Genomic DNA, 16,686 nt, shown 5'->3' on the forward strand with positions numbered 1-16,686 from the left:
TTAGAAATTGAAAGAAAATGATTGAAATAGGAAAATACAATACGCTTACCATATTACGCGATACCAAAGTAGGATTGTTTCTAGGTAATCCAGAGCAAGATCCTGCAGGAATTCATGACATTCTGTTGCCTAACAAATACGTACCAAACGAATTTGAAATAGGCGAGGAGTTGATTGTTTTTGTGTATTTAGACCACGAAGAAAGACCCGTTGCCACGACATTAGAGCCGTATATATTATTGAATGAATTTTCACTTTTGCGTGTGAATTATACCAATCAGATTGGTGCTTTTATGGATTGGGGAATGGAAAAAGATATTCTGGTTCCGTTTAAAGAGCAGGCACGTCCTATGGAAAAAGGAAAGCGCTACTTAGTGTACCTTTACATGGACGAGAAAACCAATCGTTTGGTGGCTTCCAGTAAATTGAATCAGTTTTTGAAAAATGAAAACCTAACCGTTGAAAAAGGGGAGGAAGTTGATTTAATAGTGTCGCATATTACTGAATTAGGAATTAATGTAATCATCAATGAAATGTACAAAGGTTTGATGTACAAAGATGAAGTGTATGACGATGCAATTCGCACGGGAGATCGTATGCGTGGTTATATTAAAATGATTCGCCCTGATAATAAAATTGATGTGGCATTGCAAGTTCAAGGCTATCAAAGTATCGAACCGAATGCTGAGAAAGTTCTGGATGAACTAAGAGCCAGCAGAGGTTTTTTGCGTTTGACTGATAATTCACATCCGGAAGACATTAAAACGGTTTTGAAAATGAGTAAAAAAACCTTTAAAAAAGCTATAGGTGCTTTGTACCGAGAGAAATTAATCGAGATCAAGGAAGACGGAATTTACTTGGTTAAGGAATAAAAAATACCAACACTATTGCTATTTAATCTTTTGTAACCATTAAGAGATTAAGGTAATTTAGTTAAGGGGAGATTTTTACTATAGCTTAATTTCTAAATGGTTTAGAAAAAAATATATTGTTGTAAAATCTTTATTTATTTAAAAAAAAGAAAGACTAATCGTAACGGTTAGTCTTTCTCTTTTTAATGCTGTTTTAGAATATTAAATTCTGGCAACATTAAAATAAATTTGAAGTTCAAAAGTAGCTTTTTCCGCTTCTAAGCACAATAGTATGCTCTATACTATTTTAAATATATTATCTTAAGCGTAAGTACTTTATAATACTATTTTGTCTTTAAATGTACAATCACTTACTTACGAGTTAAGAAATAATTTCACAATAAGACCTTTGGTTTTTATATATATTTTAAGATCATTTTCTGATTTTTTGTACTGTATCGCGATTGCAGATACAAGAAAAATAGATCTTTGTTTAACCATAGGTGTTACTTTATATTTTTAACTGCTGGGGCAAATGCCAGTATCATTAGCTCTTTTATCGGGGCTTTTAAATTGTTTTTATAAGTTATTACCGTAGAAAAAAGAGCGACAACATTTTTAATTGCATTCAATACATTCTTTTTTTAGGTTAATAAATCAGTGAAGAATCAATAATTAATTTAGATGAATCATGTGTATTCGTCTGATTAGCTACACTTAAAAGTAAAAATAATTTGAATTGAAGTCGCGAAAAAAAAAATTAAAGTATCATTTTTTAACATTACTAAGCCTTTAATCAGAGAAGGATTACCACAAGCTTGTTGAAATAGAATAGATAAAATCTAAAAAAAGATTTATTTTTACATTAAATAATTTAAAACACAAACAATGGATTGGATTACTGCTAAAGATTACGAAGATATCACTTATAAAAAATGCAATGGTGTTGCCAGAATTGCTTTTAACAGGCCTGATGTACGCAATGCATTTCGTCCAAAAACAACTGCTGAATTGTATAATGCCTTTTACGATGCGCAGGAAGATACGTCAATAGGTGTCGTTTTACTTTCTGCCGAAGGACCTTCTACTAAAGATGGCGTATATTCTTTTTGCAGCGGTGGCGATCAAAACGCACGCGGACATCAAGGATATGTAGGCGATGACGGACAGCACCGTTTAAACATTTTGGAAGTACAACGTTTAATCCGATTCATGCCAAAAGTAGTTATCGCTGTAGTTCCAGGTTGGGCTGTAGGTGGAGGACACAGTTTGCATGTAGTGTGCGATTTGACTTTGGCAAGTAAAGAACACGCAATTTTTAAGCAAACGGATGCTGATGTAACCAGTTTTGATGGAGGCTACGGTTCAGCTTATTTGGCTAAAATGGTGGGACAGAAAAAAGCACGTGAGATTTTCTTCTTGGGACGCAATTATTCGGCTCAGGATGCTATGGATATGGGAATGGTAAATGCCGTGATTCCGCATGCTGAATTAGAAGATACGGCCTATGAATGGGCACAGGAAATTTTGCAAAAATCACCGATGGCTATCAAAATGTTGAAATTTGCTATGAATTTGACAGATGACGGCATGGTGGGACAACAGGTTTTTGCTGGCGAAGCTACTCGATTAGCGTACATGACCGAAGAGGCAAAAGAAGGTAGAAATGCTTTCTTGGAGAAAAGAAAACCGAATTTTGAGAAAAAATGGTTGCCGTAAAAAAAGTTTAATGTTTAAAGTTTAAAGTTGTTTTAAAAATGAACTTTAAACTTTTAAACCTTAAGCTTTAAACTAAATTTTATAAATGGAAAATTTCACAAACGAAACGATTGATACGCGCCAACTTCCAAAATTTGAGGAAGTCACTTTTACGAATTTACATCCTAAATATATTTGGGTGGTATTGATTAATTTGGCGTTATTTATCGGCTTGCTTATTCTTGTTCCAATATTGTTTTCCATGTTTAAACCCGAAATTTTTTCAGAAAGAGTCTGGCTGATTATAGGTGCTGTTATTCCTGTATTTTCGATTTTGTTGGTAGTATTTTCTTTTATTGGATTCCAAAGAAAAGGATTTGCATTTAGGGAACATGATGTGTTGTATAAATATGGAATTTTAGCTACTAAAACGATCATAATTCCTTATAACAGAGTACAACATGTTGCGTTACATGAAGGATTTGTTTCCCGTTATTTGGGCTTAGCCAAGATTGAAATTTTCACTGCTGGAGGAAGTTCTAGTGATATTGAAATTCCAGGAATCGAAAAAGAACAAGCCGAAAACATCAAACAATTGTTGATGGGTAAAATACAAAAGCAATTGTAATGGAGGCCGATTTTAGTACTCCACAACGGCAATCTTCAATAGGGATTTTAGTGCTATTTTTTTATACGCTTCAGCAATATGCTAGAGCGTTGTGGCCCATTATTGTGATTTGGATTTTCAAGTTTGACGAGGTTAATAAATTGTATTTTTTCCTCGGAATAAGTATCATTTTTGCATGTATTGGAGTTGTTTCCTATTTGAAATATCTGAATTTTACTTTCTTTTTGGATGCTGAAAATCAAGAATTTATTATTACCGAGGGTGTTTTTAATAAAACCAAAACTGCGATCCAACTACGGAAAATTCAGCAGGTCAATATCAATCAATCATTTATTCAAAAGCTAATTGGGGTGTATGAATTGGAAGTTGATACAGCAGGAAGTGCTACAAATGAGGTTGGTATAAAAGCAATTTCACAGCAATTGGCTTTGCAGTTGAAATCTCGTTTATTAGAAAATGAATCGCTGCAACAAGAGGCAGAGGAAGAAGTTTTATCATCGAAAGAAACAGAATTAAAGGGAATAGATTCTAAACCATTTATAAAAATAAGTTTTTTGAGTCTGTTGAAAGTTGGAATCACGTCTAATTACGTTAAAAGTATTGCTTTATTGCTCCTTTTTATGAGCACTATTTATGAGAATTTTCAAAAATTTGCGGAGCGGAATTCAGCTTACGAACACAAAGTTGATTCCTATATTGACGAAAATTTGATGTCAAAAGGAATTCTGGTTGGTATAGCTGTTTTGTTTGCAATAGTTTTAATTATCAATGTCATTCGGACTTTATTCATCTATTTTGATTACAGTATCACGAGACAAAAAGGTTCTTTGTTGCTTACTTTTGGCTTGCTTAATACAAAAAGCACAATAATTAAACCAGAAACAGTACAAATTACGACCGTTACCCGGAATTATTTTCAAAAGAAAATGGGAATACTCGAGCTTAAAATTAGGCAATCTACTGGTGGTGAAAAAGAGGAACAAAAATCAGCAATAGAAATTCCGGGATGTAGTGAGACGGAACGAGATGCAATTTTGAAATTATTATTTCATAAAATTCCAGAAAGAGGATTGCTGTTAGAACCTAATTTTCGTACACTTGTTTTTTCTATTTTTCTTTCTATTGGATTACCTTTGTTGGGATTTATGGCGGTTGGCTATTGGTTTGCACCTATGATTTTTGAATATAATTATGTGGTGCCCATTTATGTGATTTTTATTGGATTAATTCAGTATTTTAAATACAATAACAACAAATTGTTTATCCATAAGAATTTTATAATTAAACAAAGTGGTGCTTGGGATGTGAGTAATGCGATTATTGTAACTAGTAAAATTCAAGCGATTACAACGTCGCAGCTTTTTTGGCATAAAAAACTAGATATTGGTTCCATAACATTGCACACTGCAGGTGGAAATATTGCATTTCAATTAGGGAATTATTCAATACTCAAACAAAAAGTCAACCTTTGGTTGTACGAAATAGAAACTTCCAATAGCAATTGGATGTAACAAAATGGTTTAAAGTGTAAGGTTTAAAGTTGTTTGCTAAACAAATCTTAAGTTTTAAACTTCAAATTTTTAAATAAAAAAATATGAAACATTGGATCGAAGCCGCACGTTTACGAACCTTACCCTTATCGGTTTCTGGAATAATTGTGGGGAGTATGTATGCTTTGGCGCACCCAACAGATAGTATATTGACCCCAACAGAAGTCTTTAACTGGCGATTGTTTGGCTTTGCAATTTTAACAACATTAGGATTGCAAATACTGTCCAATTTTGCTAATGATTACGGTGACGGCATCAAAGGAACAGATAATGAAGATCGAGTAGGACCAAAGCGCGCCATACAAAGTGGTGTGATTACTCCGCAAGCTATGAAGCGCGCCATTATAATTACATCAGTATTGACATTGTTATCTGCTATATTGTTGATTTATTATGCGTTTAGAGATACAAATGTATGGTTTTCTTTGTTTTATTTGGTTTTAGGAATTTTGGCAATTATATCTGCCATTCGCTATACAGTTGGGAATACCGCTTATGGCTACAAGGGTTTTGGTGATGTATTTGTGTTTGTATTCTTCGGATTGGTAAGTACTTTAGGTGTAAATTTTTTATACTCCAAACAATTGGATTTCGAATTGGTTTTGCCAGCAATAGCCATTGGATTGTTGAGCGTAGGTGTTTTAAATCTCAATAATATGAGAGACGAAGCATCCGATAGAAAATCAAATAAAAATACGATCGTAGTTAAAATTGGCGGAGCTAAAGCTAAAATATACCATTACATTCTTATTGTAACGGCGATGGTTTTGGTGTTGATTTTTGCAATTATAGATGATTTTAATTTTGATCAATACTTATTTTTATTGGTGTATATCCCTTTAACTAAGCATTTAATTACTGTATATAAAAACCATAATGCTAAGGAATTAGATCCCGAATTAAAAAAATTGGCACTGAGTACTTTTGCACTTTCGGTATTGTTGTCGTTAGGTATGATTTACTTCTTTTCGGATCTAGTTGTAAATACTTTTTTAGGTGGTAGATAAATAATAATCAAATACTAAATCACTCAATTTTTAAATTTAAAAAGATGAAAATAACATTTTACGGCCACGCCTCATTAGGGATAGAAGTAGGTGGCAAGCACATTCTAGTGGATCCTTACATTTCGGCTAATCCAAAAGCGGCTCACATTGACATCAATAGCCTTCAGGTGGATTATATTTTACTAACACATGCTCACGGAGACCACATTCTGGATGTCGAGGCAATCGCCAAAAGAACGAATGCAATAATTGTTTCCAATGCTGAAATTGCAGGTTATTATGGCGCAAAAGGCTTTCAATCGCATCCCATGAATCACGGAGGAAGTTGGAATTTTGATTTTGGAAAACTGAAATATGTAAATGCCATTCATTCCAGTTCGTTTCCCGACGGCAGTTACGGCGGGAATCCAGGTGGTTTTGTCATTGAAGGCGAGCATAAAAACATCTATATTGCGGGCGATACAGCGCTGACAATGGACATGAAACTTATTCCGATGCGTACTAAACTTGATTTAGCAATTTTGCCGATAGGCGATAATTTTACCATGGATGTAGAAGATGCGATTATAGCATCAGATTTCTTGGATTGCGATAAAATTTTGGGCTACCATTACGATACTTTCGGGTATATCGAAATCGACCACGAGGAATCCATTCGTAAATTCTTTAATAAAGGAAAAGATTTGATGTTGCTTGAAATAGGAAGTTCTATAGAGTTGTAGTTTTTATTTGGAGCAATCTCCTGCTATTCACTTGTATCTTTACTTGCTTAAAGAAAGCAAGTAAAGGATACCGTTTCTATCAGGGCTAAAAAATCATTTTAATCAAGAACATGAATAGTATAAAAGGAATTTTTCTACTCCTAACTGCACTCGCATTTCAAACGAGCGCTGCTCAAAAAGAGGGCTATTGGGATAAAATTCGCGCTACAACCGAAGAAATTACGGTTTCCGCAAGAGACAGAATCATCATAAAAACCCAAGATTTTCCTGAGGGAACTACTGAAGTCGTTTATAGAATAACGCTTTTGGACAAAAACCAGCAAATGGCGAGTAGTTTAGTTTCGGTTTTAAAAGCGATTCCGGACCCAACAGGAATTAGTCAAGGATCGGCAGGAGCGGTTTTTATCGTGTCTAAGATCTCAGGGGATGACAAATGCAAGTATGCTGTTTTTTCTGGCGCTGACTTAGCTACAAAATACAAAGAAAGCGGAAAAACAGATGATGCATGTTTTATTCAAGATACGCCGGTGAGCAAAGATGCCAAGCTAATTTCGACCGATAGATCAGCTTGTATGCAATCTGGTTTTAGGAATTTATGGTTTGGTTTCGAAAGTAAAAACTGGATTATGAACCAGAAAATTATTCTAGAAGTCGTGCCGTGGGTCGATAACAAACTCAGTCGTGGCTGGACCGTTGAAAACAGAAAAGCAATTATTGATCAATGCAAAACATCGAATTTGGCACAAAAAATGACTAATTCTGATGATTTTTGCGTTTGTATTCTCGACAAAATCCAAGCCAAGTACAAATTTAAGGAATTTCAGAAATTATTGGCTGTAGAGCGTGCTAAAGCGTTTAAGGATTTTGGGAACAGTTGTTTTGGACAAAGCAGTCTTTCTAAAAGTGTGTATGACGATTTGCGCAAGCAAGCCGCTGTATTAGCTAAGCAAGGAAAGCAAGGCGAAGTAATTCAGAAACTGACAACGATAATCAATGATGGTAAAGCCACTGCATTAGATTACAACGCCATAGGAAGCAGTTATCTTTTGACGAAGCAATACGGGAAAGCGATTAAATTCCTGAGAGAAGGCGAGAAGCTCGATGATACGGAGTTGTTGATCAAATTAAATTTGGCGCATGCCTATTTATTGAATGATAATTATTCGTCAGCAAAAGCCATTTATAAGGAGTATCAGTCTCAAAACGTAACGGATAGCTTGAGTTGGACTCAAGAAGTAAAACAAGATTTTGTCGCTTTCAAAAAGGCAGGAATTCCTTCAAAAAATTTTGAAAGAGTTTTGAAGTTGATGGAGCGATAAGTTAATTTTTTAAAAACTAAAATGGTTTATCTGTTTTAAAGAAGTAATTATTAAATCAAGCATTTTTTGTTATAATTCTAGTGTTAAAAAAATATATTCCCAAAACGGGAACTTTTTAAGTATCTTTGTAAAATAAATTGAATTTGAGGGTAATTGCGAAAAAAATATTGAGGGATTTCTGGATCGTGCATACTGATTGCGAACAGCAGTTAAAATCTTGGTTTCAGGAAAGTAGCAAAGCAGAATGGGAAAATCCAAATATGATAAAACAGCAATATCCAAGTGCGAGTATATTGAATGATAATCGATTTGTTTTCAATATCAAAGGGAATAAGTACCGATTAATAGTAAAAATAAATTTTGATTATCAAATGGTTTGGATTCGGTTTATTGGAACGCATGCAGAATATGATAAAATTGACGCCAACAAAATTTAATTACGATGGAAATTAAACCGATAAAAACAGAAAACGATTACAATCAAGCTCTTGTAAGACTGGAAGTTATTTTTGATGCGAAAAAAGGCTCGTCTGAAGGCGACGAATTAGAAGTGCTTGGAATTTTAATCGACCAATACGAGAATGAACATTTCCCTGTAGGCATGCCAGATCCAATTGAAGCAATAAAATTCAGAATGGAGCAAATGGGATACAATCAAAATGATTTAGCGAATATTGTTGGTTTAAAAAGTCGTGCGAGCGAAATCTTAAATCGCAAACGAAAACTTTCATTGGAAATGATCCGTCAATTGCACGAGCAGTTAAACATTCCTACAGATGTTTTGATACAAGCGTATTAAAATTGATTAAGTTTATTCCAATTCATAATTCACAATTTATAATTCATAATTTTGAAAGCAACCTACCACAAATACATGCTCCATTTTAAACGTCCATCAGGAACTTCCCGTGGCGTTATGACCGAAAAAGAAACTTGGTTTATTGTCTTGGAACAGGACGGTAAAAAAGGAATAGGAGAGTGCGGTATTCTGCGCGGATTGAGTATTGATGATCGACCAGATTATGAAGAAAAATTGCAATGGACTTGTGCCAATATTCACCTTGGAAAAGACAGGTTATGGGAAGCGTTATTAGAGTTTCCTTCGATACAATTTGGAATCGAAATGGCGTTTCAATCTTTAGTGAGTGAAACTCCTTTTTTACTCTTTCCTTCGGCCTTTACGCATGGTTCAAAATCGATGGTGATAAACGGTTTAGTTTGGATGGGTGAGGAGGCTTTTATGAAGCAACAAATTGAGGAAAAATTAGAAGAGGGCTTTACCTGTGTAAAACTAAAAATTGGGGCTATAGATTTTGATCAAGAATTACGATTATTGCGCTTTATTCGAGAACATTTCAGTCCGGAACAAGTCGAAATTCGGGTAGATGCTAACGGTGCTTTTGATGAAAATGAAGCTTTAAATAGATTAACTCAACTATCTGAATTTAAGCTGCATAGTATTGAGCAACCGATACAAAAAAATCACACTGACAGGATGGCAGAGTTGTGTAAAACCAGTCCTTTTCCTATTGCGTTAGACGAAGAGTTGATTGGCGTATTTGGTATGCAGGAAAAAGAGCAATTATTGACTAAAATCAAGCCGCAATACATTATTTTGAAGCCTAGTTTTGTGGGTGGTTTTCGTGGCACACAAGAGTGGATTTCATTGGCTGAAAAGCATAAAATCGGGTGGTGGATAACCTCAGCTTTGGAGAGTAATATTGGACTGAATGCCATAGCACAATGGACGTATTTGCAGCAAAATTTAATGCCTCAGGGATTAGGAACTGGAGCATTGTATACGAATAATTTTGATAGTCCATTAACTGTTGCTACAGGTCAATTGTGGTATAAACCAACAACAGCTTGGGACTTTGATTTTTCAAAATTCATGTAGATAATTTTAAAAAAAATGCTCTTTAATAAATCAAAAAAAATTATTCTTTTGATTGTTTAGAGATGTATTTACGAAGGGATTCCTGCGCCTGTTGTTGAATTTTCTTTTGAAAAAACCCTGTCCATCCAAGTAAAAAACCTGTAACTCCAAAAGCTTGTTTAGACCATTTATACAGGTCAAATTCATCAACATGCTTTATGATAAGACCGTTTTTAAATTGAAATTGAGCAGCAATAGTATTGACCACCATTTTATTGGTTTTACTAAATATATAGGTAGCCTGCCATAGAGCAGAGCCCATAAATTCATTGGCTTGACAGTCAGAAAAAATTACTTTTAAATTACCGTTACTTCTTTCTAAAAGCATTTTCCACATCATAGAAATCTGATCACCAGTTAAAGTGCCAAAAACAGGGTCTCTAAATTGTGCATCGGCAGCGTAACATTGACTCATGCTATTAAAGTCACTATTTGCAAAAGCAGTATAAAATTTTGTGATTGTATTTTCGGTATCAGTCATAGTATGAATTTTAGTAAAACTATTAAATTTCTTGCGAAACCACATATTTATTTAAAAAATAAACGTTCGATGTACAAGAAAGCTATTAATAAAAACAAAAAAGGATAGCTTTTTGGGCTATCCTTTTTTAAAATATCAATTCAAATTATTTTATAAACTTATTTTACAACAGGTATTATATCAATTATAACAGTACGGTTGTAAAAGCGTTCCTCTGGAGTTTTGTTATCAAAAGGTGCGTTATTTTCGTTCTCACCATAACCAGAGACATCAAACTTCACATCGTTTCTACCAGCTTTACTCAAGCTATTTTGAATGATGGTTTTCACATCATTGGCACGAGCTAAAGACAATTCTTGATTGTAAGCCACCTCACCAATAACATCTGTATGTCCTTTAATCATTACGGTTGCTCCCATAGGAATTTTAGGCGTAACAATTTCAGTTAGATATTTTTCATACATAGAAATTGCTTCTGAGGAATTAAATTCGTAGATGATACTATACCTTGTACCTTCATCCATTTTTGCAGGAGTCCAAAGCACAACATGAGCAGTAGTTTCTTTCTCTACAATTTTTCCACTTTTAGTTTGACCAATCATTTTTACTTTATAATCTCCTTCTGGACGAGACTCTAAAATCATTTTTCCAGGAATTTTTACCTCATCTTGTGTATACGGACCAAAAGATTTTGTTTTTCCTTGTTCGTCTGTTAATTGTAAAGACCATGACGATAAGGCTTCTCCAGCTCCTTTATTATCAAAAGTAACATAACTTTCAACTGGGGCTTCCTGTGATGCAATTATCTGCACTGGTTTTAATGGTGCATTAGGACCACTTTGAAATTCCATCAATAAATCTGGAGAGTTACTTTCTATAGAAACTCTGCGATCTCCTTCACGTAGTAACACTAATTCTTGCGTTCCTCCTGGTTGTTCAGATGGTATATTGGGTTTGTTTTGACCTTTTGTAGTAATTCTAGATGCATTGATTGCAAATGTATTTACCAAGTAGGTTTTAATAGATTCTGCCATTGTAAGACCCTCTGAATTACTATTATTTGATGAACCTACCAAAGTAATTGTTGCTGAAGGATTTTTTTGCATTCGGTCTCCAAGGATATTCAGTACGTTGTAATACACCGTCATTTGACGTTTTGAACGATCTGATAAATTTTTTGGAGCAAATGTTTCCAATTGATCCTCTTTGAAATCCTTTACTTGATTTTTTGTTAAGGATACATAACGATTTGGAATTTCAGTAGAACCTTCATTAAAGAATACATAGTTTCTAAGTGGGAAAATTTCAGTCATTCTTCTTTCTCCAGGAACATTGTTAGGAGAATTTACAGCGAACTGTACTTCACGGTCTTTTACTAAATCTGTAGCTTCTTGAATGTTTTTTCCTTGTCCAAATTTAAGTGCAACTCCAGCTCTTATTGTAGTTATATTCCAAGTTTCTGTAGCACGTGGATTTTGTCCAAAATAAGGTTGGAAAGAAACAAAAGGGGATAATACAAACTGTGTTTTGTTGCGATCTGATGAAAGTGGAATATCAAAACCAGCACCAATTTGCATGGACAAAATAGTTTCTTCAATTTCACTAAATTCACCCGTAACAGGAGCAGAAGGTGCTTGATTTGGGAAAGCCGGATTTATACCCAACTGGTAGGTAAAAGATTTATCCATATTGAAAGCCAAACGTGGACCTCCATACAGATAAAAATTAGATTTAAAAGGTGCAAAGCGCACACTTGGCTCAATGGTAATATAGCTCAAATCTGTTTTTAAGTCTGCAGGACAATCACATGCGGTAAGCACCTGATCAAAAGATCCTCTACGGCTATCATAACCTGCTTGTAACATTACTCCCCATCTTGAAGTAGAAGGACGATATTCTAAAAGTGGCGCAATAAAAAGTCCAACTCCATCTCCATCATGAAAAGTAGCAGGAGGTGTAAAAGCAGCATTCAACTGATTTGTTGAGCCACGATAAAAATTAAAATTGGCTCCACCTGCAACCCCAAAGTACCAAGAAGGTTTAGCATATTTTATCGCTCTAACTTCTTGTGCTTGAACTGTTTGAACACTTAACCAAGATAAAGCAACTATTGCAACACTTTTGGTAATGTTAATAGGGGACCATACAGAAGATGGTTTCTGATTATATTTAGTTTTTGATTCCATTTTTTTATATTTTAAATTATTCATTTTTTTGGTAAATCCCGCCCTAAGACGGGATGTAATTATTTAAATTTAAACCAACCTACTTTGTATCTAATTATTGGATGTTAATAACAGTATTTACCATAGTAACTGAAGCAACTATTGAAATGGCTTTACCATTTAAAGTAGTTACAGCAGCATTTGTACTATTAGCTGGGTTAGATAATGTTATACCAGAATTAGCTGCTATAGTTCCAACCATAACTCCACCACCTGCGTAGTTGATTACTGCTGTTTCTTTTACATACCAAAATACGTTGCTAGCTAAAGCTCCACCTGTCAATTTTATACTTCTCGGCAATACTGCTCCCACTGTTAATGATGATCCTGCTTGGAAGATCCAAACATCATTTGGACCACCGTTAAGTGTTAAATCCCCACTTGTGATATTGATTGTACTTGCAGAGGTGTAAATACCTGGAGCTAAAATCTGTCCACCAAGATCTGCAGTACCAAGGACTGCACCTCCTGGTTTTGAAGCTGGAGAAATACTATTATAAAGTGCTAATGCTGTGTTATAATCAGGATTTGCAGCTGTACCAACTATAATTCCGCCATTTGCAAGCCCTCTATTAAGTGGTGTAACAGTGTAATCGATATTGTTTGGAACATCGTGAAATCCTGTTACTAGCGTTGCAGCAGCAGTTGTGCTAATACTTCCATTGTTAATTCGTGTAAATAATCCTTGATTAGTTATTCCTGCACTTCCTCCGAAAACTCCTAAAGTTGAACCACCAGGTGGTAAAGCAGTCGTAACACCTGTAGAAAAGCTCCATACCTTTGCAATTGCCATTGGCACACCTGCCACATTTTTAGCTGCTGTAGATACAGTAGCAGTGTATGTTTTTCCAGCTAATAATAAAGAATTTGGCTTGAATGAAGCAGTTAATCCAGAATAGGTAACTACACCAGCAACATTGTTATTTAAATCATCTTTTACTGTAAATGTAGTAGCAGGATCAATCAAGGTTGCCGGATCCATAGCCATGTTAAATAGTGCAGTAATTGTTTTATTTAATGGAACATTAGTTGCAAGCGGAGCAGGGTCAGTGCTAACCACAAATGGTGCTACACCAGTTATGAATTTCCATACATATTCTGTTTGCAAAGCATTACCCGCTAAATCTTTAGCTGTAGTTTTGATTCTTGCTGTATATTCTGTAGTAGCGAGAAGTAGAGTGCTTGGGGAAAATGTAGCAACAAGACCGGAATAAGTAACAACACCGTTTATTGTTGTACCGCCCGTTTCTACCGTAAATGATGTAGTAGCAGGAACAATAAAGGTTGCTGGATCCATTTCCTTATTAAAGGTTGCTGAAATTTTCTGATTCAAAGAAACACCTGTAGCTCCAGGAGCTGGAATTCTAGATTCTACAACTGGACAAATACCTACTGTTTCTATAAAATCGTCTTCTGCACATCCAGAAATTAAAGCAATAAATAGTATTGCAAATGTTGATAGTAAATTTTTCGTTTTCATTTTTTTTGATTTTAATAGATTAAGTATTCTACACAACAAAGGTTACTATGTTGATAGGCAAAAGAGTTATACAATTAAAAATAGAAGTAGTAAGATTCACTTATTTATCGTGTCTAAACATTATAATTAACTGATAATGAATTACTTGTATAAAAAAATAATAAGAGTAAAATTTTAAGAATCTTTTGTTTATAAGATCGAAATTGAAAATAGTATTGTTGAAGCTGATTTTTTGTATTTTTTTTTTGGAAATTACTATTCAAAGAAAAAATACAGGGCAAATTGAAATTTGTTTAATCAATAAAATTCCATCCATTTCTAATTTGAGTTTAACCAAAAAAAAGAGGATAGCTTTTGTGGCTATCCTCTAATGAATTTTAATTCTTTATAATGTGTTGCAATTAAGGTTGCTTTTCTAGGGTATAATTTTCAGCTTTTTTACTTACAAAGTTTGTTATTGCAAATTGTAAAATTGTACCAAGAACCTTTTTAATAGGATTATGGGTAGAACCCAATAAAACTTTTTTTGTTAAGTATCCTGATGCAATACCAATAACACTGTTAAAAATATTTCCTTTAAATTCTGTGGTAGTAGTAAGCTGCCCAAAAGCATTTTTTATAAGATTTACCGGTTTCAAACTTTCATACGTATGGTAATACTGATCTTTAAGTTGCATTAAATCTTCAGCTTGTTTTACTTTCAGTAACGCGATTGCTTCTTTAAGAATTTCGGTCTCTTGTTGCTTTTTCATATTAACTTTTTTTAAGCATTTTAGCAATTATAAAGTTGCTGATAGGCATTTTGAGTACTTTATCTTTTACAATGTATAACACAATTGCAAGGACTAAATAGATACTGGAAACAATAAAAAAACCATGATATACTTTTCCAACTAATTCTCCTACCCATAAGGATAGGCCAATATTAGCCAGAAAGGCAAACAGCACAAAAACAATAGAAACGGTTAAACGTGAAATTAATGAAGAAAGTACATCAGCGGTTTTATCAACTGCGGTAAGTTTTACCAAATCAATGGTTGTTTTAGTATAATCTTCTGCTCTTTCAAAAAGCATTTCTATTGTTGATGTGTTCTCTTCCATGGTATTTTTATAGATGAATTTAATATTGAAATTATAATAGTACTTATATAGTAGTATTTTTTATTTCATTTTTAGCATCATAAAATTTTGATTTACCCTCTTCAATTAGCGTTTCACCATCATTTTTGACATCATAGAACTTTGATTTTCCTTGAGCTAATAAGGTTTCACCTTCAGTCCAAATTTTTTCATACTTTTTGTTTATTGTTCCAAGTAAAGTATCTAATTTGTCTTTAAGTTCATCAGCATAATCATTGCTTTTATCCATGATTTTCTTTCTTGTTTTGTCTCCTTTTTCAGGTGCAAACAAAACGCCTAATAATGCTCCTACAGCTACTCCGCCTAAAACTCCTAATATTATTTTATCTGATTTCATAATGTTGTATTTTATTGTTAAATGTTATGTTTTAAAGACTTCTACCTTGTATAAGTCTGAATAATATTGCGATTACTGCAATTACAAGTAAAACGTGTATAATAGATCCAAGACTGAATGCAAAGAATCCAATTGCCCAAAAGATTACTAATATTACTGCTATGGTGTAAAGAAGATTGCCCATTTTTTTTTATTTAAGTGATTAATTAATTGTTTTATTATTTTTCTTAGACTTTTCTGCCTGATATAAGTCTGAATAAGATTGCTATAACTGCAATTACAAGCAGTATATGGATAATTGACCCAGCGCTATAGGCAAAGAACCCAATAGCCCAGAATATTACTAAAATTACTGCAATGGTGTAAAGAAGGTTACTCATGATTTCTAGTTTTTAAGTGGTTGTTAATTATTTTGAACACAAACGATTAGCCTTTAAAATTCTGCGAATGCTTGTGTTTTTTTATACTTTAATTTAATGTAGTGGCGTTTGTAGTGAAACGCTTAAAGTGCAAAGGAAGCATATACACTCAAGACACTGTTTTTAGCATCTGGCGAGGTAAAATTACTATTGGCGTCGTCTTTACCAATTTTGGTAAGACCATAATTATAACGTACTCCAAAACTAACGGATTCTAAATCAAGACCAACTCCTCCAGCTAAACCAGCATCAAATCTATTGAAGTCATCTACATTTACATTGTCTTCAAAATTGTAACTACCGCTATCAGATTTATTAGTTGTTTTACCGCTAATTAAATAAGCAGCATAAGGACCTGCATGAATGTTTAAATTTTGGGTAAGATTAACCACTAATAAAAGGGGTACTTCGATATAATTTAACTTGAATTGTGCTGTTCCGTTCACTAACGCATTATTATAAACTAATTCAGCTCCTTTTCCTGTGTACGAAATCTCAGTTTGGAAAGAGATGTTCTCTGAAACAGGCATTTTAGCAAAAAGTCCTACATTAAATCCTGTTAGTACATTATTATCATCAACATCATCTGTATAAAAGTTAGAAAAGTTTACTCCACCTTTTATCCCAAATTTCGTTGCATCTTCTTGAGCTTGAACAGTTGTAAAGGTCATTAAGCTAAGTGCTAATGAAGCGAAAATCAGTTTTTTTGAATTTTTCATTTTGTTTTTTTATTGAATTATTACACTACAAATATCAGAATCTTACATAAGGTAATTGTTACAATACTTTTGGTTAAGTTTACATTATTCACACCTTAATCATTTTAGTATCAATTATTATGAGTTTTTTTAAGGAAATAAAAAAACACAAAACCAAAAAAAAGACGCGTTTTT

Annotated in this window: 19 protein-coding genes; 10 read left to right on the forward strand and 9 right to left on the reverse strand. The window is 33.8% G+C overall.

The features are described from left to right. Positions 1-17 precede the first annotated feature (17 nt). The 10 genes from AC061C_RS00875 to AC061C_RS00920 all read left to right on the forward strand — a co-directional run bounded on the left by AC061C_RS00875 (position 18) and on the right by AC061C_RS00920 (position 9,672). Positions 18-872, forward strand: coding sequence for a CvfB family protein (locus AC061C_RS00875; protein ID WP_478289629.1), 855 nt, complete (start codon positions 18-20; stop codon positions 870-872). An 867-nt stretch (positions 873-1,739) separates the two neighbouring features. Continuing rightward, the gene (locus tag AC061C_RS00880; RefSeq protein ID WP_417944555.1) at positions 1,740-2,570 is read left to right on the forward strand and encodes a 1,4-dihydroxy-2-naphthoyl-CoA synthase; all 831 of its coding nucleotides are present in this window, start codon (positions 1,740-1,742) and stop codon (positions 2,568-2,570) included. Positions 2,571-2,655: 85 nt separating this feature from the next. Continuing rightward, the gene (locus AC061C_RS00885; protein ID WP_478289630.1) at positions 2,656-3,177 is read left to right on the forward strand and encodes a PH domain-containing protein; all 522 of its coding nucleotides are present in this window, start codon (positions 2,656-2,658) and stop codon (positions 3,175-3,177) included. Further along, on the forward strand, positions 3,177-4,688 hold the full coding sequence (locus tag AC061C_RS00890) for a PH domain-containing protein (RefSeq protein WP_478289631.1): 1,512 nt from the start codon (positions 3,177-3,179) through the stop codon (positions 4,686-4,688). The genes AC061C_RS00885 and AC061C_RS00890 overlap by 1 nt, the downstream gene beginning before the upstream one ends. Before the next feature lie 83 nt (positions 4,689-4,771). Further along, a complete protein-coding gene (gene menA / locus AC061C_RS00895; protein WP_478289632.1) occupies positions 4,772-5,734 on the forward strand; it encodes a 1,4-dihydroxy-2-naphthoate octaprenyltransferase in 963 nt (320 codons plus the stop codon). Positions 5,735-5,778: 44 nt separating this feature from the next. Further along, entirely contained in the window at positions 5,779-6,456 is a 678-nt protein-coding gene (locus tag AC061C_RS00900; protein WP_478289633.1) for a metal-dependent hydrolase, read from the forward strand. Positions 6,457-6,566: 110 nt separating this feature from the next. After that, entirely contained in the window at positions 6,567-7,775 is a 1,209-nt protein-coding gene (locus AC061C_RS00905; RefSeq protein ID WP_478289634.1) for a tetratricopeptide repeat protein, read from the forward strand. Positions 7,776-7,918: 143 nt separating this feature from the next. Continuing rightward, complete coding sequence (locus AC061C_RS00910) at positions 7,919-8,212, forward strand: type II toxin-antitoxin system HigB family toxin (RefSeq protein ID WP_417944549.1); 294 nt, start codon at positions 7,919-7,921, stop codon at positions 8,210-8,212. A 5-nt stretch (positions 8,213-8,217) separates the two neighbouring features. Beyond that, positions 8,218-8,574 carry a helix-turn-helix domain-containing protein gene (locus AC061C_RS00915; RefSeq protein ID WP_478289635.1) on the forward strand — a complete coding sequence of 119 codons (357 nt, stop codon included), beginning with the start codon at positions 8,218-8,220 and terminating at the stop codon, positions 8,572-8,574. Positions 8,575-8,625: 51 nt separating this feature from the next. Next, the gene (locus AC061C_RS00920; RefSeq protein WP_478289636.1) at positions 8,626-9,672 is read left to right on the forward strand and encodes an o-succinylbenzoate synthase; all 1,047 of its coding nucleotides are present in this window, start codon (positions 8,626-8,628) and stop codon (positions 9,670-9,672) included. A 40-nt stretch (positions 9,673-9,712) separates the two neighbouring features. Here the strand turns inward: AC061C_RS00920 and AC061C_RS00925 are convergent, their stop codons facing one another. The 9 genes from AC061C_RS00925 to AC061C_RS00965 all read right to left on the reverse strand — a co-directional run bounded on the left by AC061C_RS00925 (position 9,713) and on the right by AC061C_RS00965 (position 16,512). Next, on the reverse strand, positions 9,713-10,192 hold the full coding sequence (locus tag AC061C_RS00925) for a nuclear transport factor 2 family protein (protein ID WP_478289637.1): 480 nt from the start codon (positions 10,190-10,192) through the stop codon (positions 9,713-9,715). 158 nt (positions 10,193-10,350) lie between these two features. Beyond that, positions 10,351-12,378 (reverse strand): OmpA family protein, encoded by a 2,028-nt coding sequence (locus AC061C_RS00930; protein ID WP_478289638.1) that lies wholly within the window; start codon positions 12,376-12,378, stop codon positions 10,351-10,353. Positions 12,379-12,472: 94 nt separating this feature from the next. Beyond that, on the reverse strand, positions 12,473-13,897 hold the full coding sequence (locus AC061C_RS00935) for an Ig-like domain-containing protein (protein WP_478289639.1): 1,425 nt from the start codon (positions 13,895-13,897) through the stop codon (positions 12,473-12,475). A 401-nt stretch (positions 13,898-14,298) separates the two neighbouring features. Next, on the reverse strand, positions 14,299-14,649 hold the full coding sequence (locus AC061C_RS00940) for a hypothetical protein (RefSeq protein WP_478289640.1): 351 nt from the start codon (positions 14,647-14,649) through the stop codon (positions 14,299-14,301). Position 14,650: 1 nt separating this feature from the next. Beyond that, positions 14,651-14,998, reverse strand: coding sequence for a hypothetical protein (locus AC061C_RS00945; protein WP_478289641.1), 348 nt, complete (start codon positions 14,996-14,998; stop codon positions 14,651-14,653). Between the two features lie 43 nt (positions 14,999-15,041). Further along, on the reverse strand, positions 15,042-15,374 hold the full coding sequence (locus AC061C_RS00950) for a YtxH domain-containing protein (protein WP_417944541.1): 333 nt from the start codon (positions 15,372-15,374) through the stop codon (positions 15,042-15,044). A gap of 31 nt (positions 15,375-15,405) precedes the next feature. Then, a complete protein-coding gene (locus AC061C_RS00955; protein ID WP_417944540.1) occupies positions 15,406-15,558 on the reverse strand; it encodes a lmo0937 family membrane protein in 153 nt (50 codons plus the stop codon). 43 nt (positions 15,559-15,601) lie between these two features. After that, positions 15,602-15,754, reverse strand: a complete 153-nt coding sequence (locus AC061C_RS00960; protein ID WP_139259470.1) for a lmo0937 family membrane protein — start codon at positions 15,752-15,754, stop codon at positions 15,602-15,604. 122 nt (positions 15,755-15,876) lie between these two features. After that, a complete protein-coding gene (locus AC061C_RS00965) occupies positions 15,877-16,512 on the reverse strand; it encodes a porin family protein (RefSeq protein WP_478289642.1) in 636 nt (211 codons plus the stop codon). Between the last annotated feature and the right edge of the window lie 174 nt (positions 16,513-16,686).

The sequence above is a fragment of the Flavobacterium sp. GNP010 genome (assembly GCF_056428945.1).